Here is a 20404-nt window from a genome sequence, read left to right as displayed (position 1 = left end):
GGGGGCTTCGACCTGTGCTTCCGCGAGCCGAGGCTCCTCCTGCTCACGCAGCGCGGCCTCGATGAGGCGCTGCCTCAGCGCCAGCTCCGACGACGAGACTCCCTCATCGCGCCCCATCGACGAGGTCGATGACTGAACATCCATGGCAGAGGCCGACGACTCCTGCGCCGACATCTGCTCGATCCGCGCCATCGCGTCGGCGACATCCGTGCGGGACTCATCCAGTCGGCGCGCATGGCGCAGCAACTGGAGCGCCCGAGGTGCGTTCCCCGCGCGCTGGAGGAGCGTCGCGGCCTGGAACAACAGCTCCACCGCACGAGGCGCGTCACCGCTCAGCTCGGCGGACTGTGCGGCGCGGATCAGCTCGCGAGGGTTCTCGGCCATACCGACAGAGCCTAACCGGCTTGGAGGACCACCGCCCGACCTCGAACGCTCGACGGACACCACCGTCGAGCGGGCGGTCCGTCCCCTGGCAACCCCACGGGACGCCCTACCGTGGACAAGGCGCCCGGGAGCCTCCGCTCACCGGGCCCGCCTCCAGGAACCTCAGGACATCGCCAGGAACAGCATGTCCGGCTTCTCGAGGTACTTGATGACTTCGTACACGAACTCCGCGGCCACCGAGCCGTCGATGACGCGGTGGTCGCACGACAGCGACAGGTTCATCATGTCGCGCACGACGACCTGGTCCTTCACCACCGCCGGGCGCTTCTTGAGCTTGTGCACGCCCATGATGCCCACCTCGGGGTGGTTGATGATGGGCGTGGCGAACAGGCCGCCCGTCTGCCCCAGCGAGGTGATGGTGAAGGTGCCGCCCGTCAGCTCCTCCATCTTCAGCTTGCGCTCGCGCGCCGCCACACCCAGGCGCGACGTCTCACGCGCCAGCTCGGCCAGCGTCAGCCGGTCCGCGTCCTTCACCACCGCCACCGTCAGGCCGTCCGGCGTCGCCACCGCCATGCCGATGTTGTATTCGCCGCGCACCACCAGCTCCTGCGCCGCCTCGTCGAAGTTGGCGTTCAGGTGCGGGAAGCGCTTCAGCGCGGCGATGGTCGCCTTGATGATGAAGGGCAGGTAGTTGATCTTCGTGTTGTCGCCCACCGCCGCCAGCTGCGCGTTGAGCCGGGCACGCAGCGCCACCAGCTCCGTCGCGTCCACTTCCTCCACGAAGGCGAAGTGCGGCATCGTGAACTTCGAGCGCACCATCTTCTCGGCGATCTTCTTGCGCAGGCCCCGCAGCGGCACGCGCTCGTCCGACCGTCCCGTCGACACGGAGGGCGCCGCGGGACGCGCCTGGGCCGGCGCCACCACGTTCTTCTGCTCGCCGCCGCCCTCCAGCGCCGCCACCACGTCCGCCTTCGTCACCCGCCCCTGCGGACCGCTGCCGGAGATGGTCGTCAAATCCAGCCCGTGCTCACGCGCCATCCGACGCGTCACCGGCGTCGCCAGCACCTTCGTCGCCTGCGCGGGCGCAGCCGCCGCCGCCTGCGCGGGAGCCGCCGTCTGCGCGGCCGGAGCGGGAGCCCCGTGGCCCGCGGCCTGGGCCGGCGCGGCGCCTTCGATCTCCATCGTCACCAGCGGGTGGTGCACCTTCGCGATGTCGCCTTCCTTGCCGTGCGTCTGGATGACGCGACCGGCCTTCGGGCTGGGGACGGTGACGGTGGCCTTGTCCGTCATCACCTCGGCGAGCACCTGGTCTTCCTTGACGACGTCGCCGGCCTTGACGTGCCACTTGACCAGCTCGCCCTCCATCACGCCTTCACCGAGGTCGGGGAGCTTGAATTCGAAGGTTGCCATGGGGTGTCTTTCCGAGAGGAACGGGGGTTGCGTCAAGGCTCGATTCGGGCCCGCTCAGCCGAGCCGCTCCAGGCGCTCGCGCTCCATCAGGCCCTTCATGAAGAACTCGGCGGCGCGATAGCTGGAACGAACCAGCGGACCCGAGGCCACGTAGAGGAAACCGTAGGACTCGGCCAGCTTCTTGTACGACTCGAACTGCGCCGGAGTGACGAAGCGCTCCACGCGCAGGTGGTACTGCGAGGGCTGCAGGTACTGTCCCAGCGTGAGCACGTCCACGCCCACGCCGCGCAAATCCTTGAAGGTCTGCTCCAGCTCGGCGTCCGTCTCGCCCAGGCCCACCATGACGGACGTCTTGGTGTAGATGCCCTCGGGGCGGTGCTTCAGGTACTCGAGCACGCGCAGCGACTGGGCGTACTTCGCGCGGCGGTCTCTCACCGTCGGCGTCAGGCGCTCCACCGTCTCCACGTTGTGCGCGACGACGTGCGGCCGGGCCTCGGCCACCGTGGCCAGGTCCTTCTCCACGCCCTTGAAGTCGGGGATGAGCACCTCGACGATGGTGCGCGGGCTCTCGCGGCGCAGCTCGCGAATCGCGGAGGCGAAGTGGCTGGCGCCACCGTCGGGCCGGTCATCCCGGTTCACCGACGTGACGACGATGTACTCCAGGTCCATCTCCTTGACGGCCTGGGCCAGGTGGATGGGCTCCATCGGATCCAACGGCGGCGGAGCGCCCACCTTCACGTGGCAGAAGCGGCACGCGCGCGTGCAGACCTCGCCCATCAACATCACCGTGGCCGTGCCGCCACCCCAGCACTCGGCGATGTTCGGGCAGCGGGCCTCTTCGCACACGGTGGCCAGCTTCGTGCGCTTCACGATGGCCTTCACCCGCTCGTACCCTTCGCCGTGAGGCAGGCGCACCTTCAGCCAGTCCGGCTTGCGGGTCGTCTCTGTCACCTGGGGGAGAGGGAACCGGTCAGGAGTCGCCATGGGTCGCGGGCCTTCTATGGTTTGGGCGGAAGACGTTCAAGCGGGAAGCCTCTAACGCGAGGCGTTAGCACCCGCAGGGCCTTCGCGCACGTCGTCTCCCTACTAATGCCCGCGTCCCGGCCGGGCAGCCCCCGTGAGAGCGCCCTGGCCCCCGCGCCAACCCTCCAGCGGCCCGACAGCCCTGTTGCCGGCCCTCCTGGCGAGTCGTGCCTGGCCCCCGGAAAGCACGAGGCCGCCCTCGAAGCGCTCGCTCCGGGGACGGCCCTGGCGAGCACCCATGGGGGCGCCCGTCCTCTACCCTCGCCGACTAGAAGTGGCGCGGGTGACCCAGCGTGGCCTCGGCGCCCTCGTGGACGATCTCCGAGAGCGTCGGGTGGGCGTGGATGGTGCCCGCCAGCTCCTCGGTGGTGATCTCCAGCTTCAGCGCGACGCAGGCCTCGGCGAGCAGCTCCGTGGCGTGCGGGCCGATGATGTGGATGCCCAGCACCTCGTCGTACTTCTTGTCGGAGACGATCTTGATGAGGCCCGTGGACTCGTTGGTGATGGCGGACTTCGTCACCGCGCCGAACGGGGCGTTGCCGATCTTGACGTCGTAGCCGCGCTCCTTGGCCTTCTTCTCCGTCAGGCCCACCGAGGCGACCTCGGGGTAGCAGTACGTGGCGGACGGGGTGAGGTCGTAGTTGATAGGCTGCGGGTTCTTCCCCGCGATGTGCTCCACGGCGAGCACGCACTCGGAGCTGGCCATGTGGGCCAGCATCGGGGTGGGGATGACGTCGCCCACCGCGTAGACGTTGGGCTCGCTGGTGCGCAGCATCGAGTCGACCTTGATGTAGCCGCGGTCGGTCTTGATGGACGTCTTGTCCAGGCCCACGTCGTCCGTCACCGGCGAGCGGCCCACGGCCGACAGGAGGATCTCCGCCTCCAGCGTCTTGGTCTCGTTGCCGACCTTCATCGTGACGCGCACGCCGTCCGCCGTGTGCTCCACCTTCTCCACCGCGGAGCCCGTGTGCACGTCGATGCCGCGGCGACGGAAGATCTTCTCCAGCTCCTTGGAGATGTCCGCGTCCTCGATGGGCAGGAGCGCCGGCAGGTACTCCACGATGGCCGTCTTGCTGCCCACGTGGTTGAAGATGGACGCGAACTCACAGCCGACCGCGCCCGCGCCCAGGACGATGATGCTCTTGGGGATGCGCTCGATCTGCAGGATGGAGTCGCTGTTGAGCACGCGCTTGTGGTCCACCGGCACGTTCGGCAGGGACTTGGGGACCGAGCCCGTCGCGATGATGATGTTCTTGGCGTCCAGCACCTGCTTGGTGCCGTCGGCGGCGGTGACCTCCACCTTGCCCTTGCCCGCGATGCGGCCGTGGCCCTTGATGACCGTCACCTTGTTCTTCTTCATCAAGAAGTCGATGCCGTTGGCACCCTTGGTGACGACCTTGTCCTTGTGCTTCATCGCGTTCGGCCAGTTGACCGTCGGGCTCGACAGGTCGATGCCGAAGTCCCCGGCCTCCTTGACGTGGTGGAACAGCTCCGCCGTCCACAGCAGGGACTTGGTGGGGATGCACCCGCGGTGGAGGCACGTGCCACCCAGACGCTTGTCCTTCTCGATGATGGCCGTCTTCAGCCCGAGTTGCCCCGCGCGGATGGCGCCCACGTAGCCGCCAGGGCCCGAACCGATGATCACCACGTCGAACGTCTCAGCCACGCATGCCTCCGTCATTATTTGCGGATGGAACCCGGTGGGGCTGATAACCCCCGCTCCCGGTTGGAATCAAGGAGATTGCTCGTGCGCCGTTTCCCGCTCAGGACCCTCCTGCTGATGCTCGTGGGGCTCATCGCCTTCGGCCGTCTGTGGTGCGTGACGCACCCGGATGTGACGAGCGCTGCCCCGCCCGAGCGTCCCCCCGCCCGGGCCGCCGCCTCCCCGGCTGCCCCCGTGATGCTCCCGTCACCCGACTGTCTCGCCCTGGAGCGGGCCCTGGACGCAGCCCTGCGCGCCCCCGAGGTCCCCAGCGTCCTGGACGACGCCCGAGCGCGACTGAAGGCCTGCGCCGAGCCCACCGCGCGCGCCTGTGAGCTGGGCCCGGCCCTCAACGCCCGGGCCCCGTTCAGCCAGGGAGTGGACACTCCGCTGCGGGGCCTCCTGGCCACGCTGTGCGAGCAGTGCCCCGGCCGGGTGAATCCCTGCGCGCAGCGCGTGGGTCAGGCCCTGCTGGACGCCACGGTGGGCCGCGCGCCGGAGGTCCCCGAGCTCCAGTGGAACCTGGAGCACGCCGGGCCGGGCACGGCGGGGGCCTGTGACACCATCGTCCGGTTGGGGCTGGCCCCGGCCGCCCAGGCGGACGTCGCCCTGCCCGCGACCGTGCTTCCGCTCCTGGAGGGCCTGGCGCCCCGCTGCCAGGGCGCCGGGCACCTTCCTGTGTCCGTGCTGCGCGCGGCGGCGCTCCAGCAGGGGGACAAGGTGCCCACGCTGCGGACGCTCGCCAGCGGGCCGCGCGTGGAGACCGCGCCGGTGAAGCCCGACCAGGTCACCGGAGCGCAGCCGGGCTTCCAGGCCTTCGACGGCGACGAGAACACGCGCGTCGCGGTGAGCAACGCGGCCAGGACCTCGCGCTGGACGGCGGATGGGGCGCTGCGCGCGGGCTACGCGCCCACGCTCAAGCACCTGGTGGGCGTGAGCGTCCGGGCGAAGGGCGCAGGCTCGCTGCGCGCCATCGTGCGCACCCCGAAGGGCGTGGGGCTCGCGGACCCGGAGGGAGGCTTCTCGTTCGTGAATCCCACGGTGTGCCGCTACCAGGGCACGGGCGCGTGGGAGCGCTGCGTGCTGACCGTGCCGCTGGTGGACGTGGACGCGGTCAGCGTGTTCCCGGAGAGCGCGGACGGCCAGCTCGCGGAGATGGAGATACTCGGCGCCCGGTGAGCGGCGCCGGGGCGGCCTCAGGCGACGAGGCCGCGCTCCTTGGCCAGCTGGAAGATGGGCGCCGCGTCCTTCTTCAGGACGGTGCTCACGTCCTTGACGATGGACTCGCCCGACTTCGCCACCGACAGGAAGTTGTCGAAGGTGCGGGTGAGGATGAGCACGCCGGAGATGATGACGCGCTGGAGGTTGTGCTGCAGGTCCGTGCCCTCGTAGATGAGCCACGCCTGCTCGACACACTTCTTGCGCGCGTCCACCAGGAAGTTGTTGAGGATGGTGCGCTCGTTCGCGTCGGGCACCTTGGACTTCGGGCTCACGGAGCCGATGTAGATGAGGCGCGTGTTGAGGCTCGTCGCCGCCTCTTCCATCTGAGCCAGGATCGCCGCGACATCCTCCTTGGTCGGAGGATTCTGCCAGCGGGAGAAGATGACTCGGTCGATGAGCTCTGCCTTGTACGTGGTGGGGCCGTTCACGATGCCTCCGGTGAGGCGGACGGTTTCGATTCCAAGAAGCGCCCGGCCGGCGTTCTCCACTGCGCCGCGCGTCTGGATGTGTAGCAGGAACACTCCTTTCATTGAAGAGAGTCACTGCTCAGTGCGATCACCTCCTCGTCGCAGTGCTGCTGTGAGGATGCAGCCGTGACGGACAAATCCCGCTGGGTCGACGCTGACACGTCCGGAATTCGGGGACTGATACGTGGAATGTCCGGACAGCCCCGCGTGGATTTCACGTGAAGTGCGATGGCTTCATCTCGTGTTGCTTGAAACGGGAGGCGTCGCGCGACGCGCGAGCACGGCCTTCACGTCCTCGAGCGAGAGGCCCAGGGGCTTGATGGCGACGAGCAGGTGGTAGAGCAGGTCGGCGGCCTCCTCCACCGCGCGGCTCGAGTCAGCGTCCGCGCAGGCCGTCACCAGCTCCGCGGCCTCTTCGCCCAGCTTCTTCAGGCGCAGGTTCCTGTCACCGAGCAGGCGTCGCGTGTAGCCGGGCTTCTCGTCGTGCGCGGGCGCGTGGGAGGCGCGCTCGGTGAGCGTGGCGTCGAGCGCGGCGAGCGCATCCCAGCGGCCAGCGCCGAAGCAGGTCTCTTCACCGGTGTGACAGGCGGGGCCGGCCTTGTGGACGCGGGCGAGCACCGCGTCCCTGTCGCAGTCCGCGCTCAGGGAGACGACGCGTTGGGTGTTCCCGCTGGTGGCGCCCTTGTGCCAGAGGCCTCGTGAGCGGGAGCGGTAGTGCATCTCTCCGGTGGAGAGCGTGAGCGCCAGGGCCTCGCGGTCCGCGTGCGCGACCATCAACACGTCGCCCGTGGCCGCGTCCTGGGTCACCACCGTGACGAGCCCGTTGCCCTTGGTGAAGTCGAGTGCGTCCAGGTCCAGCATCAGGTGGTCCTCGTCGCGCCGAGGCGCTCACGGGTGAGGCGGGCCAGCGCGCTGTTGGTGGCGATGCCGTTGCCGCCGAAGGCGGTTCGCTGGCCGGTCCAATCGGTGAAGACGCCGCCGGACTCCTCGATGATGGGTTGGAGCGCGGCCGCGTCCCAGGGGGAGAGCAGCTCGTCCACCATCACCTCGGCGCGTCCCGTGGCGACGAGCAGGTAGCCGTAACAGTCGCCCCAGGTGCGAGACACGGCGGTGTCACGCGTGAAGCGGCGCCAGGCCTCGCCTCGTTCGGGGAACTGGGCGAAGCGCTCGTCGGTGGAGAGGACCACGGCGCGGGAGAGGTCGGATTGTCCGGAGACGCGGGCGCGCTGGCCGTTCCAGAAGCAGCCTTCTCCGGGGGCGGCGACGAGCAGCTCGCTCACCGCGGGGAAGTACGCGGCGCCGACGAGGATGCGCTCGCCTTCGGCCAGTGCGATGAGCGTTCCCCACAGCGGCACGCCACGGATGAAGGTCTTGGTGCCGTCGATGGGGTCCAGAATCCAGCGGCGCTTCGCGCCAGGGCGCGTCTCTCCGAACTCCTCGCCGAGGACTCCGTCCTCGGGGAAGCGCTTCTCCAGCCACTCGCGTGCGGTCTGCTCCGCGGTGCGGTCCGCCACGGTGACGGGGGTTCCGTCGCTCTTGGTGTCCACCGCGATGCCACCTCGGAAGAACCTCAGCGCGACGTCGCCCGCGGCGCGCGCGACCTCCTCGGCTGCGTGCATCAGTCCTTGCGTCCTCATGGATTGCTCCTGTTCTCCGCGTTGCGCGTCTGCCGTGGCCGGAGGGCCTCGTGAGGAGCACCTCCGCCGGCGGGAATCCCTCGGGCCTCCTGCGCACCCGTCAAGCCGCGACGACGTCGTGTCATGGAGTGCGTCCTGTTCTGCGCGGCGCTCGCGCGGTTCAATCGGCCGCGTCGCCCATGAGTCATGGCGTGCTCCGAATCGGCAGGCCGCTCGCGCGCAGGAGCGACTTGATGGCGCCCACCGAGGTGAGCCCATCGTGGAGGATGCCCGCCACCAGCGCCGCGTCCGCGCCACCTCGCGTGAGCCCGTCTCGCACGTGCTCCGCGCTGCCCGCGCCACCCGAGGCGATGACGGGCACGTCGACCGCTTCCGCCACCCTCCGCGTCAACTCCAGGTCGTAGCCCGAGCGCGCGCCGTCCTGGTCGATGCTCGTGAGCAGCACCTCCCCTGCCCCACGGGCCACGCACACCTGGGCCCAGGTCACCGCGTCCAGTTCGGTGGGCCTTCGCCCTCCATGCGTGTAGACGCGGTAGCGCTCCCCTTCCTTGCGAGCATCGATGCTCGCCACCACGCACTGTGCTCCGAAGCGCTCGGCGCACTCGGTGAGCAGCTCGGGCCGAGCCACCGCCGCGGAGTTGATGCTCACCTTGTCCGCCCCCGCGCGCAGCGCCCGACCCACGTCCTCCACCGTGCGCACGCCGCCACCGACGGTCAGCGGGATGAACAGCCGCTCCGCGGTGCGTCGCACCAGGTCCCAGAGCGTCTCGCGCTCCTCGGCGCTCGCGGAGATGTCGAGGAACGTCACCTCGTCCGCGCCCTCCTGCTCGTAGCGCCGCGCCAGCTCCACCGGGTCTCCGACGTCGCGAAGCCCCTCGAAGCGGACACCCTTCACCACCCGCCCCCCCTTCACATCCAGGCAGACGATGAGTCGTCGCGTGAGCATCACGTCACCTCCAGGGCCACGGAGCCCTTCATGCTGAACACCGTGCCGCCGTCCACCATCGCGTCCCGCAGCGCGAGCCCCAGCGCCTTGAACGCCGCCTCCGTCACATGGTGACGGTCCTTCCCGCGCAGCACCCGCAGGTGCAGCGTCACCTTCGCGTGCTCGCAGAACGAGCGCATCCAGTGCTCGTACAGCCGGTTCTTCAACGGGCCCTCGTAGAAGAAGCGCCCTCCGGCATCCAGGCACGCCTGAACCAGCGCGTCGTCCATGGGGATGGTCCGCTCCGCGAAGCGCGCCGCCGTCGCGGGAATCACCCGCTGCACCGCGGTCCCCAATGTGATCGCCACGTCCTCCATCACGTGGTGCTTGAGGTCGCCCCGCGCATGCAGCTTCAAGTCGAGCCCCGCGTAGCGCCCGAAGGTCGCGAGCATGTGGTCGAAGAACACGAGCCCCGTGTCCACCTGGGTCACCCCGCGCCCGAGCGACACCTCCACGCGGACCTGCGTCTCCTTCGTCTCCCGAGTGACGGTGGTCATTCCGCGAACTCCCGCGCGACCGCGCGCGCATCCAGTCGTCCCGTGTACAGCGCCATTCCGATGACCGCTCCGTACGCACCCACCGAGGCCAACGCGCGCAGGTCGTCCAGCGTCGTCACGCCTCCGGACGCGTAGAGCCGGTGCCGACTGCGCTCCACCACCTCGCGCATCAGCGACAGGTCCACGCCCTCCAACTGCCCCTCCTTGTGGACCGCCGTCACCAACAGCCCACCGAGCGACAACGGCTCCAGCGCCGCGAGGACCTGCTCCAGCGTCCTGCCACTCCCCGCCGTCCACCCTCGGGTCACCACCTCCCGCCCACGCACGTCCGCCGCCACCACCACACGTCCCGGAAAGCGCTCCGTCACCTCCGCCAACCACCCCGCGTCCTCGATGGCGCGCGTGCCCACCACCACCCCCGAGGCACCGCCTTCGAGCAGCGCCGTCACCCGCGCGGTGTCCCGGATACCACCGCCCACCGTGAACGCGAGCCCCGGCTCGTGCGACGTGAGTCGCGACACCACCTGAGCGTTGGAGCCACGCCCCAGCGCCGCGTCCAGGTCGACGACGTGAAAGGAGCGGAAGCCGAAGCCGCGCCAGTGACGAAGCGCATCGAGCGGGTCCTCCACTCGCACCCGCTCCGCGTCATACGAGCCTCCGACGAGCTGCACGCAGGCCCCCTCGCGCAGGTCGATGGCGGGGATGGCCCTCATGAGCGCACCTCCCGAAGGAAGGCCCGCACGAAGGCCACACCCGAGGCCGACGACTTCTCCGGGTGGAACTGCACGCCCACCACCTTCCCCCGACGCACCGCCGCCGGAAAGCGGTCCCCCTCGTGCGTCGTCCACGCGGTGACGAGCGACGGGTCCGCCACGCGGCACACGAAGCTGTGCGCGTAGTACACGGTGTCCAGCTTCGCCCCGGACAACGTGCTGTCCTCGTCCACCTGGTTCCAGCCCATCTGCGGCACCCGCCGTGCCGCGAGCCGCTGCACGTGGCCCGCGAAGTAGCCCAGCCCCTTCCCCGCGCCCTCATCGCTCGAGTCGAACAGCAGCTGCATGCCCAGGCAGATGCCCAGGCACGGCAGCCCTCGCTCCAGCGCCAGCCGCATCGTGTCCCGTCCCGGCGCCAATCGCGCCGCCGCCAGGCCGAACGCCCCCACGCCGGGCAGCACGAGCACGTCCGAGTCCACGGCCTTTCGAGGGTCCTCCTCGACGTGGACCTCGACTCCCGGCTCCATGGCCAGGGCCTTCGAGAGCGAGTGCAGGTTTCCAGCGCCGTAATCGAACAGGGTGACTCTCATCGCAAGGACTCCCGCAGCGCCGCGAGCGCCGCCTCGAGCATGGGCCACGGTCCACTGCCGATCCGGAGCGCATCCCCCACGCCCGTCAGCCCCTGGAAGGCCCTCACGTTCACATCCCGCTCACGCATCCGCTGAGCCACCCCCAGCGCGTCCGGTATCGGCACCATCAGGAAGTTGCCCTCGGAGGGCAGCGGCGACAGCCCCATCGCCATCAACCCGGCGCGGAGATGTTCACGATTCCTCCTCGCCTCGACCACCTGGACCTCGACCCACCTCGCGTCCTCGCACAGGACGGCGACGGCCATCGACTCCGCCAGCGTGGTGAGCTTGTACGGTCCGCGCGCCTTCTCCACCTCCGCGATGAGCGCCGCGCTGCCCACGCCCCAGCCCACCCGCATGCCCGCGAGCCCGTAGGCCTTGGAGAACGTCCGCGTCACCAGCACGTTCTCACGCGTGCGCGCCAGGTCCATGAAGCCCGGCTCCGAGGAGAACTCCACGTAGGCCTCGTCGATGATGACGACGCCCGGCGCCTGCTCCACCACGCGCTCCACCGCCGCGCGGGACAGCACCGTGCCCGTGGGGTTGTTCGGTGAACACAGGTAGATGACCTTCGCCCCCGTGGCCAAGAGCGCCTCCGGGTCCACGTCGAAGTCCGCGCGCAGCGGCACCGCCGCCGTCCTCAAGCCGTTCACCTTCGCGAACAACGGCATCATCACGAACGTCGGGTCCTGGAACGCGAGCACCTCGCCCGGCTCCAGGAACGCGCGCAGCGCACTGTCCAACACATCGTCCGAGCCACAGCCCGTCGTCACGCACCCGGCCCCCACACCGAGCCTCGACGCGAGGACGTTCCGCAAGTCCGGCGCATAGCCGCGCGGGTAGCGGGACAGGGCCTCCGGACGGGACTCGCGCAGCACCCGCTCCGCCGCGGGAGGCACGCCGAAGAGGTTCGTGTTGTCGCTCAGGTCCACGCGACACGGCCGCTTCGGCGGTGAATACAGCGGGATGTCCCGGAAGGACTCGCGCAGGGGAATCATGCGCCCCTCCAGGCCCGCGCGGCGTCCGCGTGCGCGAACAGGCCCTCGCTGTCGGCCAGCAGCCCCACGTCCTCCGCCAGCGCCTCGGAGGCGGCGCGCTCCACGCGCTGGTAGGTGGTCCACCGGTAGAAGTCGAGCAGGTTCAGCCCCGAGTACGCCCGCGCCAGCCCCGCCGTGGGCAACACGTGATTGGAGCCCGTCATGTAGTCGCCATACGCCACCGAGGAGCGCTCACCGAGGAAGACGGTGCCCGCGTTGCGCACCCGCGCGAGGTCCGCGGAGGGCGCGGCCGTGGCGAGCAGCAGGTGCTCTGGCGCGAAGTCCGCCACGAAGGGCCACGCCTCCTCCAGCGAGGCGACGCTCAGCACCCCGCCCCGTGAGCGCAGCGCCGCCGCGACGATCTCCTGCCGCTTCGCGTCCTCCGCCAACCGACGCACCTGCTCCGCGACGGCCTCCGCCACCCCCTCGCCTCGCGCCACCGTCACGCACGCGGCATCCGGGTCGTGCTCGGCCTGCGCCAGCATCTCCCGCGCCACCGCCTCGGGACTCGCCGTCTCGTCGGCGACGACGAGGATTTCACTCGGTCCCGCCGGCGCCTCGATGGCCACCGCGCCCACCACCTGGAGCTTGGCCTCCGCCACGTACGCGTTGCCCGGCCCGACGATTCGGTCCACCCGGGGCACGCTCTCCGTGCCGTACGCCATGGCCGCCACCGCGCCCGCGCCGCCCAACGCGAAGACCCGGTCCGCGCCCGCGAGCACCGCCGCGGCCAGCACGCTCGGGTGCGGCAAGCCATCCGGCCCCGGCGGCGAGCAGACGATGACCTCCCCCACCCCCGCCACCTTCGCGGGCACCACGCCCATCAACACGCTGCTCGGGTACACCGCGCGCCCACCGGGCGCATACACGCCCACGCGGCCCAGCGGGTCTGGCCTGCGTCCCACCAACACCCCCGGCTCCGTCTCCACCTCCACCGCGCGAGGCTTCTGCGCCTCGTGGGCCCGAGCGATGTTGCGCGCCGCGCGCCCCAACGCCCGCGCCACCGAGGGCTCCAACGACGCGAGCGCCTCCTCACAGCGCGCGCGGGGCACCTCCAACGCGGACAGCTCCGCCCGGTCGAACTGCCGCGCCATCTCGAACAGCGCCCAGTCCCCATCCAACCGGACCCGGGCGATGAGCTCACGCACCCGCGCGGCGATGCGCGTGTCCACATCCCCACCGCGCTCCAACAACCGCTGGCGGTCCTGACGCGAGAGGCTGGCCAGCGGCCCCCGGTACCGCAGGAACGAAGGAAGCGACATCATCACGCCACCAGCCTTTCGATGCGCGTGACGAGGATGCCCTCGCAGCCCAGCGTCTTCAGCGCGTTGACCGTGCGGTAGATGGTCTTCGCCGGCACCACCGCGTGCACCGCGACGAAGCGGCCTCCGTCCAGCACGTCCACCACCGTGGGACCGTTGAGCCCCGGCAACACCTCACGCACCCGGGGCAGTTCGTCCTTCGGCACGTTCGCCATCAGGTAGCGCTTGCCCCGCGCCGCGAGCACCGAGCCGAGCGCGAGCTTCAACTCGTCCAGCTTCCGCTGCGCCTCCGGCACGTTCGTCCGGCACGCCACCAGCCGCGCGCTGGACTCCAGCACGGTGGCCACCTCGCGCAGGCCGTTCATCTTCAACGTGGACCCGGTGGACGTCAGGTCCACGACGATGTCCGCGATGCCCAGGTGCGGCGCGATCTCCGCCGCGCCCGAGACGGGCACCACCGTGACGCTCTGCCCCCGGCGCGCGAAGTAGTCCAGCGTCAGACGCGGGAAGCATGACGCGACGCGCATGCCGTCACGCACGTCGTTGGCGTGGCTGATTCCACTCTCCTCGCGCGCGGCCACCACCAGCCGGCAGCGGCCGAACTCCAGGTCCATCAGGTGCTCGAGCTCGCGGCCCGCCTCGTTCACCAAATCCCAGCCGGTGACGCCCGCATGCGCCGCGCCGTCCGCGACGAACTCCGGGATGTCCTGCGCGCGGACGAAGATGGCCTCGAACTCACCGCCGAGCGACGCGGTGAGCGCGCGGTCTCCTCGGGCCCGGACCTCCAGGCCCGCATCGTTGAAAAGCTCACGGACCTCTTCGGAGAGGCGGCCTTTGTTGGGAAGAGCGATCTTCAGCAACATGGGTGGACCTTGCGGGGGACTGCGGGGGAAGGGTGGCCGCGCGGAAACGAAAAAAGGCCCGTCCGGGGGGGACGGGCCTTCGGTCGCTGCGGCAGGTGCCGGGAGGGTGGTGCGTCTAGTGGCTCACCCAGGCATGCGCATGGCGAACGGTCCCGTCGGGGCCGAGCCGATGATGCGCATGATGGGGATGCACGGAAGAGAAACGCACGGCTCCATCAGTAATGGCAAAGGTGCCCCGCCGTCAACTCGGCCTGCGTCATGTCGCTTGCAAACCCTCGACGGGGCGAGCAGGAAGCAAGGCCATGCGAGTCTCGGACGTCATCATCGTGGGCGGGGGCATCATGGGCTGCGGCATCGCGCTGCGGCTGCGGCAGGCGGGCGCGCGCGTCACCGTCCTGGAACGCTCCATCCCCGGCGCGGAGGCCAGCAGCGCCGCCGCGGGCATGCTCGCGCCCCAGATGGAGTCGGACGGTCCGGGCCCCTTCCTCGACTTGTGCCTGCGCAGCCGCGGCCTCTACCCCGCCTTCGCGGAGGAGCTGCGCGAGCTGTCCGGCGTGGACATCGCCTACCAGCCCTGCGGCATCCTCAAGGTCGCCTTCGCCGACACCGCCGTCCATCACCTGGAGGCCACCGTGCTGTGGCAGCGCGGCATGGGCCTGCGCGCGGAGCTGCTCGATGGAGCGCAGGCCCGAGCGCTCGAGCCGAAGCTGTCCGCCAAGGCCGTGGCCGCCGCGCACTTCCCGGACGACCACCAGGTGGACAACCGGCTGTTGGTGCGCGCGCTGACGATGGCCGCCGCGCGCGTGGGCGCCGAGTTCCGCAGCGGCTATGTGCGCGGCATCGTCCACGAGGACGGCCGCGCGGTGGGCGTGGACCTGGATGGCGAGGTGCTGCGCGCGGACGCCATCGTCCTCGCCGCGGGATCGTGGTCCTCACTGGTCCAGGGCGCGGGCGTGGAGGCGAAGTCGGTGCGCCCCGCGCGCGGGCAGATGATCCAGCTCCAGACGCGCCTGCCGTTGCTGCAGCGCGTCCTCACCTCGGAGAAGGGCTACGTCGTGCCGCGCGCGGACGGGCGCGTCATCGCCGGCAGCACCATGGAGCTGGTGGGCTTCGACAAGCAGGTGACCGCGGCGGGGCTGGCGCGCATCCTCGACATGGCCCTCGAGCTGTGTCCGGAGCTGGGCTCGGCGCCCATCACGGAGACGTGGGCCGGCTTCCGTCCCTGGACGGAGGACAAGCGGCCCTACCTGGGCGAGGGGCCCACGCCCGGCCTCTTCCTCGCCACCGGACACTTCCGCAACGGCATCCTCCTGGCCCCCATCACCGCGAAGCTCGTCGCCCAGGCGGTCCTCGGGGAGCGCACCACCCTGGACCTCGCTCCGTTCCGCTATGATCGAGGAGGCGTCCGGGCCCGCGCCTGAGCGCCTCGCATCCCACCTGCCCGAAGGGCTCCGCCCGCCTGCTCGCCCTGCCTTCCAGGGTCGCCTTCTGGACCGCCGCACTGGACTGTCAACCTGCAAGTGGAGGAAGGTGGTAATTTCCCTGACGCATTCGCCATTGAAACCCGGAAACCTCTAGAATCTCCCGCCGTGGAAGCCATCCCCCCTGCACCACCCCGAATCCTCATCGTCGACGATGACGACTCCGTGCGAGACGTCATCTCGGTCCTCTTGCGTGAAGAGGGCTACAACTGCGTCGTCGCGAGCGGCGCCGAGATGGCGCTGGACGTGGCGGGCGAAGAGGACACCCCGCTCGTCATCAGCGACATGAAGATGCCGGGCAAGGACGGCCTCTGGCTCCTGGAGAACCTGCGGGAGCGACTGCCGGACACGTCCGTCATCATGCTCACCGGCTATGGGGACACGGAGTCCGCGGTGGACTGTCTGCGCCGTGGCGCGGTGGACTACCTGCTCAAGCCACCGAAGCTGACGGACCTCATCCGAGCCATCGAGCGGGCGCTCGCCAAGCGCCGCATCGAGATGGCCCGGAAGCGCTACCAGAAGAAGCTGGAGCGCAAGGTCCGCGACCGCACGGCGGAGCTGAGAAGCGCGCTGCACAACATCGCCAACACCTACCAGAACACGCTGCTCGCCCTGGTCGCCGCGCTGGACGCGCGTGAGCACGAGACGAGCGACCACTCGCAGCGCGTCGTCAGCTACACGTCCGCCATCGCCGGGCGCATGGGCATCCAGGGCAAGGAGCTGGAGGAGATCGGCCGCGGCGCGCTCTTGCACGACATCGGCAAGATTGGCGTGCCGGACGCGGTGCTGCTCAAGCCGGGCAAGCTGACGCCGGACGAGTGGCTGGAGATGCGCAAGCATCCGGAGATCGGCTTCCAGATGATCCAGGCCATCCCGTTCCTGTCCACGCCGTCCGCCATCGTCCTGTCGCACCAGGAGCGCTGGGATGGCGCGGGCTATCCGCGCAACCTGTCGCGGCAGGAGATCCACGTCGGCGCGCGCATCTTCGCCGTGGCGGACACGCTGGACGCGATGACGAGCGACCGCCCGTACCGCAAGGGCACGACGTTCGCCAACGCCATCCAGGAGATCCGCCGCTGCGCGAACACGCAGTTCGATCCGGAGGTGGTGCGCGCGTTCCTCGACATCGGCGAGGAAGGGCTCATCCACATCAAGGAGGAGATGAAGAAGAAGAAGCTCCAGCTCCCCGTGGCCGAGCAGGAGGCGAACGAAGCCGAGGCGGAGCTCGCCCGCCTGACGGACCTGGACGACGAGCTGGAGACCGTCCCCGCCCCCCCGCGCTCGAACACGGCGGAGTCGACCGAGCCGAAGGTCACCGCCATCCGCTCCGCGACGGGCAGCGAAGGCTGAGCCCGTCGGGGAATGAGATGAACAGCCGCGAGTCGGCTGTTACGAGGTCAGGCCGCCCGTGACGATGCCCGCCCTCCCCACGGATCCACTCGCTCCGCCCCTGCTGGACGCGCAGGGGCGCCGCATGACGTATTTGCGGCTGAGCATCACGGACCGCTGCAACTTCCGCTGCACGTACTGCTCTCCGGCGTCGTGGGGCGGGAAGAAGGACCTGCTCGACGCGCAGGAGCTCGGGCGCATCGCCTCCCTCTTCGCGGCCCTGGGAATCCGCCGCGTGCGACTGACGGGCGGCGAGCCGCTCATCCGCCCGGACATCCTGGAGGTGGCCCGGCGCATCGCCAGCATCCCCGGCATCCAGCACCTGGCCATCACCACCAACGCCAGCCATCTGGCGTCGCTGGCGGCGCCCCTGCGCGAGGCGGGGGTGGACCAGCTCAACATCAGCCTGGACACGCTGTCGGCCCAGACGTTCCGGAGCATCTCCAAGCAGGGTGACTTCGACGCGGTGCTGGCCGGCATCGACCGCGCGGCCCAGGTCGGCTACGGCTCGCTCAAGCTCAACGTCGTGGTGATGCGCGGGGTGAACGACCACGAGGCCCGGGCGCTGGTGGAGTACGCACACGCGCGAGGCCTCACCCCGCGCTTCATCGAGCTGATGCCCTTCGGACAGGGCAAGCCCGTGCCCACCGCGGAGCTCATCGAGCGGCTGCGCGGCGAGGGCCTCGCGCTGTCGCCAGAGCCCGAGGAGACGGGCGCGGCCGCGGACTCCATCACCTCCGGACCCGCGCGGTACTGGCGCGCGCCGGGGGGACGCGTGGGGTTCATCTCACCGCTCACCCAGAACTTCTGCGGCGGCTGCAATCGCGTGCGCGTGGCCTCCAACGGGGATTTGAGGAGCTGCCTCGGAGGACGCGCGCAGGCGCCGCTGCACCAGCTCATCCGTGGAGGCGCCACCGACGTGGAGCTGGCGCGCGCCATCCGCGCCGCGCTGGGCGACAAGCCGGAGGGCCACCGCTTCACCGAGCCCGGCAACGGCGCCACGCTGCTGTCGATGATGGGCATCGGCGGCTGAGGCCGCACCCCAGGAACACGACGGGCGGGCCCGCGACTCGCGCATGGCCCGCCCGGGTGCAACCAGGGCTCCCGTGGGAGCCCGTGCTGGACTACTTCACCAACCGGATGGCGAACGGGTACTTGTACAGCTGACCCTCGTTCGCCTTGAGGCCGGCGATGATGGAGAACACCAGCGCCACCACGCCGACGAGGGGCAGCAGGACGAAGCCGATGCCCACGCACAGGGTGATGGAGGCCACCACCGCGGCGATGAAGATGGTGATCTGGAAGTTCAGCGACTCCACCGCGTGCTCACGGATGAAGGACGACTCCTTGCCCTTCGTCAGCATCAGCACCAGCGGAACGGCGAAACCCAGTCCCACGAAGTTGCCCAGGATGGTGCCCATATGGGCAATCAGCGCCATCGTCTTCTCGTCCTGGGTCGGCATCGGCGTGCCGGTGATGTACGAACCCACTTGTTCCCTCGGCGGAGTCTCCACGAAGTCTCCCCTCCCGATCATCGAGGGCGCGAACACCGCGCCCATGCCCACCTACCATGGCATGCACACACTCTGATTGTCACGTCTCGGACAGGTGAGGCGCGGCGTCGTTTGACGCCCTCGATTCCGGGTTTCTTGCTCAGCGATACAACTCGCTGCCCGCCTTCTTGAATTCCTCCCCCTTCGCCTCCATCCCCGTCCCCAACGCGGCGTCGTCGGAGACTCCGGTCTTCGCGGCGTAGTCGCGAACCTCCTGGGTGATTTTCATGGAGCAGAACTGGGGTCCGCACATGGAGCAGAAGTGGGCGACCTTGGCGCCCTCGGCGGGGAGCGTCTCGTCGTGGAAGGCGCGGGCGCGCTCGGGGTCCAGGGAGAGGTTGAACTGGTCCTCCCAGCGGAACTCGAAGCGGGCCTTGGACATGGCGTTGTCGCGCGCCTGGGCGCCCGGGTGCCCCTTGGCCAGGTCGGCGGCGTGGGCGGCGATCTTGTACGTGATGACGCCTTCCTTCACGTCGTCGCGGTCCGGCAGCCCCAGGTGCTCCTTGGGCGTCACGTAGCAGAGCATCGCGGTGCCGAACCAACCAATCATCGCGGCGCCGATGCCGCTGGTGAAGTGGTCGTACCCGGGCGCGATGTCCGTCGTCAGGGGCCCCAGGGTGTAGAACGGCGCCTCGCCGCACACCGCGAGCTGCTTCGTCATGTTCTCCTGGATGAGGTGCATGGGGACGTGCCCCGGGCCTTCGATCATCGTCTGCACGTCGTGCTTCCAGGCGATCTTCGTCAGCTCGCCCAGGGTCTCCAGCTCGCCGAACTGCGCCGCGTCGTTCGCGTCGGCGATGGAGCCCGGCCGCAGCCCGTCACCCAGGCTGAAGCTGACGTCGTACGCCTTCATGATCTCGCAGATCTCCTCGAAGTGCGTGTAGAGGAAGTTCTCGCGATGGTGCGCGAGGCACCACTTGGCGAGGATGGAGCCGCCTCGGCTGACGATGCCCGTGAGGCGCTTCGCGGTGAGGGGCACGTAGCGCAGCAGCACGCCGGCGTGGATGGTGAAGTAGTCCACGCCCTGCTCGGCCTGCTCGATGAGCGTGTCGCGGTAGATGTCCCACGTGAGGTCCTCCGCCTTGCCGCCCACCTTCTCAAGCGCCTGGTAGATGGGCACCGTGCCGATGGGCACCGGCGCGTTGCGGAGGATCCACTCGCGCGTCTCGTGGATGTTGCGGCCGGTGGACAGGTCCATCACGGTGTCCGCGCCCCAGCGGATGGACCACACCATCTTCTCCACCTCCTCCTCGATGGAGGACGTGACGGCGGAGTTGCCGATGTTCGCGTTGATCTTCACCAGGAAGTTGCGGCCGATGATCATCGGCTCCAGCTCCGGGTGGTTGATGTTCGCGGGGATGATGGCGCGGCCCCGGGCGACCTCGTCGCGGACGAACTCCGGGGTGATGACGCGCGGGATGGACGCGCCCCACGAGTGTCCCGGGTGCTGCGCGGACAGCGACGCCTCCACGCGCAGGTTCTCGCGCAGCGCCACGTACTCCATCTCCGGGGTGATGACGCCGCGCCGGGCGTAGTGCAACTGGGTGACGTTGCTGCCCGTCCGCGCGACGCGCGGCTTGCGGCGGTGGCCGAAGCGCAGGCCCGACAGGCGCGGGTCCGCTTCACGCTGACGGCCGTACTCGGAGGTGATGCCCTCCAGTTCGTGGGTGTCGCCGCGCGCTTGAATCCACGCCTCGCGCGTCGCCGCCAGCCCCCGGCGCAAATCGATGTCCGCCTCCGGGTCCGTGTACGGGCCGCTGGAGTCATAGACGTGCACCGCGGGGTTCGGCGTCTGCCGCGCGTCAGGGCCGTGGCCGTGCCGCGTGGGCGTCTGCGAAATCTCGCGCAGGGGGACGCGGACGTCCGGGTGCAGCTCCCCGCTCACGTACACCTTGCGGGAGGCCGGGAGGGGGCCGCGACTGATGCCCTCCAACACCTTCCCATCGACCTTCAGGCTCTTGGATGCTCCGCTCATCTCTCTCTCCTCGAGGACGGGCGGGAAGGCAGACGAAGCCCCACGGAAGGAGGCTTCGGGCCGCTTCCCTCCGCCGGTATGACCCGGTTCAGGTTCCAAGGGTTGGCCGCGCCGCGCGGCCGTCTCAGCCCCTTCCAAGGGGCACCCCTAGCGACTGGGTGAGCATCTAGCGCACA

The 20404-nt window shown here is 69.8% G+C and carries 19 protein-coding genes and 1 riboswitch; of the genes, 4 read left to right on the top strand and 15 right to left on the bottom strand.

Features of this window, described 5'->3' with window-relative positions; all coding sequences use genetic code 11:
- Positions 1–546: 546 nt before the first annotated feature.
- The 3 genes from LXT21_RS13910 to lpdA all read right to left on the bottom strand — a co-directional run bounded on the left by LXT21_RS13910 (position 547) and on the right by lpdA (position 4483).
- Entirely contained in the window at positions 547–1794 is a 1248-nt protein-coding gene (locus LXT21_RS13910; RefSeq protein ID WP_254038632.1) for a dihydrolipoamide acetyltransferase family protein, read from the bottom strand.
- 54 nt (positions 1795–1848) lie between these two features.
- Positions 1849–2778 (bottom strand): lipoyl synthase, encoded by a 930-nt coding sequence (lipA, locus tag LXT21_RS13905; RefSeq protein WP_254038631.1) that lies wholly within the window; start codon positions 2776–2778, stop codon positions 1849–1851.
- A gap of 307 nt (positions 2779–3085) precedes the next feature.
- Positions 3086–4483: a dihydrolipoyl dehydrogenase gene (gene lpdA / locus LXT21_RS13900; protein ID WP_254038630.1), complete on the bottom strand. Its 1398-nt coding sequence runs from the start codon at positions 4481–4483 to the stop codon at positions 3086–3088.
- Between the two features lie 81 nt (positions 4484–4564).
- Between lpdA and LXT21_RS13895 the strand changes: the two genes are divergently transcribed.
- A complete protein-coding gene (locus LXT21_RS13895; protein WP_254038629.1) occupies positions 4565–5698 on the top strand; it encodes a hypothetical protein in 1134 nt (377 codons plus the stop codon).
- Positions 5699–5715: 17 nt separating this feature from the next.
- On the opposite strand, the gene LXT21_RS13890 is transcribed toward LXT21_RS13895, so the two are convergent.
- The 10 genes from LXT21_RS13890 to hisG form a co-directional block, all read right to left on the bottom strand.
- Positions 5716–6168, bottom strand: coding sequence for a hypothetical protein (locus LXT21_RS13890; protein ID WP_046718130.1), 453 nt, complete (start codon positions 6166–6168; stop codon positions 5716–5718).
- A gap of 273 nt (positions 6169–6441) precedes the next feature.
- Complete coding sequence (hisIE, locus tag LXT21_RS13885; RefSeq protein ID WP_254038628.1) at positions 6442–7068, bottom strand: bifunctional phosphoribosyl-AMP cyclohydrolase/phosphoribosyl-ATP diphosphatase HisIE; 627 nt, start codon at positions 7066–7068, stop codon at positions 6442–6444.
- On the bottom strand, positions 7068–7844 hold the full coding sequence (gene hisN, locus LXT21_RS13880) for a histidinol-phosphatase (RefSeq protein WP_254038627.1): 777 nt from the start codon (positions 7842–7844) through the stop codon (positions 7068–7070). Before hisN ends, hisIE begins: the two co-directional genes overlap by 1 nt.
- 184 nt (positions 7845–8028) lie before the next feature.
- Positions 8029–8790 (bottom strand): imidazole glycerol phosphate synthase subunit HisF, encoded by a 762-nt coding sequence (gene hisF, locus LXT21_RS13875; protein ID WP_254038626.1) that lies wholly within the window; start codon positions 8788–8790, stop codon positions 8029–8031.
- The gene (locus LXT21_RS13870; RefSeq protein ID WP_254038625.1) at positions 8790–9326 is read right to left on the bottom strand and encodes an imidazoleglycerol-phosphate dehydratase; all 537 of its coding nucleotides are present in this window, start codon (positions 9324–9326) and stop codon (positions 8790–8792) included. The genes hisF and LXT21_RS13870 overlap by 1 nt, the downstream gene beginning before the upstream one ends.
- Positions 9323–10039: a 1-(5-phosphoribosyl)-5-[(5-phosphoribosylamino)methylideneamino]imidazole-4-carboxamide isomerase gene (locus tag LXT21_RS13865; protein ID WP_254038624.1), complete on the bottom strand. Its 717-nt coding sequence runs from the start codon at positions 10037–10039 to the stop codon at positions 9323–9325. The genes LXT21_RS13870 and LXT21_RS13865 overlap by 4 nt, the downstream gene beginning before the upstream one ends.
- Positions 10036–10629 (bottom strand): imidazole glycerol phosphate synthase subunit HisH, encoded by a 594-nt coding sequence (hisH, locus tag LXT21_RS13860; protein WP_254038623.1) that lies wholly within the window; start codon positions 10627–10629, stop codon positions 10036–10038. Before hisH ends, LXT21_RS13865 begins: the two co-directional genes overlap by 4 nt.
- A complete protein-coding gene (locus LXT21_RS13855; RefSeq protein WP_254038622.1) occupies positions 10626–11666 on the bottom strand; it encodes a pyridoxal phosphate-dependent aminotransferase in 1041 nt (346 codons plus the stop codon). Before LXT21_RS13855 ends, hisH begins: the two co-directional genes overlap by 4 nt.
- The gene (gene hisD, locus LXT21_RS13850) at positions 11663–12970 is read right to left on the bottom strand and encodes a histidinol dehydrogenase (protein WP_407666987.1); all 1308 of its coding nucleotides are present in this window, start codon (positions 12968–12970) and stop codon (positions 11663–11665) included. The genes LXT21_RS13855 and hisD overlap by 4 nt, the downstream gene beginning before the upstream one ends.
- Complete coding sequence (gene hisG / locus LXT21_RS13845; RefSeq protein ID WP_254038621.1) at positions 12970–13830, bottom strand: ATP phosphoribosyltransferase; 861 nt, start codon at positions 13828–13830, stop codon at positions 12970–12972. The genes hisD and hisG overlap by 1 nt, the downstream gene beginning before the upstream one ends.
- A 302-nt stretch (positions 13831–14132) precedes the next feature.
- On the opposite strand from hisG, the gene thiO reads away from it, so the two are divergent.
- The 3 genes from thiO to moaA all read left to right on the top strand — a co-directional run bounded on the left by thiO (position 14133) and on the right by moaA (position 17733).
- Positions 14133–15251: a glycine oxidase ThiO gene (gene thiO / locus LXT21_RS13840; protein ID WP_254038620.1), complete on the top strand. Its 1119-nt coding sequence runs from the start codon at positions 14133–14135 to the stop codon at positions 15249–15251.
- Positions 15252–15419: 168 nt separating this feature from the next.
- The gene (locus LXT21_RS13835) at positions 15420–16661 is read left to right on the top strand and encodes an HD-GYP domain-containing protein (protein ID WP_254038619.1); all 1242 of its coding nucleotides are present in this window, start codon (positions 15420–15422) and stop codon (positions 16659–16661) included.
- Positions 16662–16725: 64 nt separating this feature from the next.
- A complete protein-coding gene (moaA, locus tag LXT21_RS13830) occupies positions 16726–17733 on the top strand; it encodes a GTP 3',8-cyclase MoaA (RefSeq protein WP_254039104.1) in 1008 nt (335 codons plus the stop codon).
- Between the two features lie 91 nt (positions 17734–17824).
- On the opposite strand, the gene LXT21_RS13825 is transcribed toward moaA, so the two are convergent.
- Positions 17825–18190, bottom strand: coding sequence for a DUF4870 domain-containing protein (locus LXT21_RS13825; protein ID WP_254038618.1), 366 nt, complete (start codon positions 18188–18190; stop codon positions 17825–17827).
- 163 nt (positions 18191–18353) lie between these two features.
- Positions 18354–20228, bottom strand: coding sequence for a phosphomethylpyrimidine synthase ThiC (gene thiC / locus LXT21_RS13820; RefSeq protein WP_254038617.1), 1875 nt, complete (start codon positions 20226–20228; stop codon positions 18354–18356).
- Between the two features lie 48 nt (positions 20229–20276).
- Positions 20277–20387: riboswitch (TPP riboswitch) on the bottom strand.
- Positions 20388–20404: the final 17 nt, after the last annotated feature.

Origin of the sequence: Myxococcus guangdongensis (genome assembly GCF_024198255.1) — a bacterium.
Lineage (GTDB): Bacteria > Myxococcota > Myxococcia > Myxococcales > Myxococcaceae > Myxococcus > Myxococcus guangdongensis.
Note: the sequence above shows the minus strand (reverse complement) of the source record. Positions and strands in the feature narration are given on the sequence as shown.

Bases quoted from the DNA above. Each gene is read 5' to 3' on its own strand.
- hisD (WP_407666987.1), bottom strand. From the start codon at position 12,970: ATGATGTCGCTTCCTTCGTTCCTGCGGTACCGGGGGCCGCTGGCCAGC.
- hisN (WP_254038627.1), bottom strand. From the start codon at position 7,844: ATGAGGACGCAAGGACTGATGCACGCAGCCGAGGAGGTCGCGCGCGCC.
- lipA (WP_254038631.1), bottom strand. From the start codon at position 2,778: ATGGCGACTCCTGACCGGTTCCCTCTCCCCCAGGTGACAGAGACGACC.
- LXT21_RS13870 (WP_254038625.1), bottom strand. From the start codon at position 9,326: ATGACCACCGTCACTCGGGAGACGAAGGAGACGCAGGTCCGCGTGGAG.
- hisH (WP_254038623.1), bottom strand. From the start codon at position 10,629: ATGAGAGTCACCCTGTTCGATTACGGCGCTGGAAACCTGCACTCGCTC.
- LXT21_RS13910 (WP_254038632.1), bottom strand. From the start codon at position 1,794: ATGGCAACCTTCGAATTCAAGCTCCCCGACCTCGGTGAAGGCGTGATG.
- thiO (WP_254038620.1), top strand. From the start codon at position 14,133: ATGCGAGTCTCGGACGTCATCATCGTGGGCGGGGGCATCATGGGCTGC.
- moaA (WP_254039104.1), top strand. From the start codon at position 16,726: ATGCCCGCCCTCCCCACGGATCCACTCGCTCCGCCCCTGCTGGACGCG.
- LXT21_RS13855 (WP_254038622.1), bottom strand. From the start codon at position 11,666: ATGATTCCCCTGCGCGAGTCCTTCCGGGACATCCCGCTGTATTCACCG.
- LXT21_RS13865 (WP_254038624.1), bottom strand. From the start codon at position 10,039: ATGAGGGCCATCCCCGCCATCGACCTGCGCGAGGGGGCCTGCGTGCAG.
- hisIE (WP_254038628.1), bottom strand. From the start codon at position 7,068: ATGCTGGACCTGGACGCACTCGACTTCACCAAGGGCAACGGGCTCGTC.
- hisG (WP_254038621.1), bottom strand. From the start codon at position 13,830: ATGTTGCTGAAGATCGCTCTTCCCAACAAAGGCCGCCTCTCCGAAGAG.
- hisF (WP_254038626.1), bottom strand. From the start codon at position 8,790: ATGCTCACGCGACGACTCATCGTCTGCCTGGATGTGAAGGGGGGGCGG.
- thiC (WP_254038617.1), bottom strand. From the start codon at position 20,228: ATGAGCGGAGCATCCAAGAGCCTGAAGGTCGATGGGAAGGTGTTGGAG.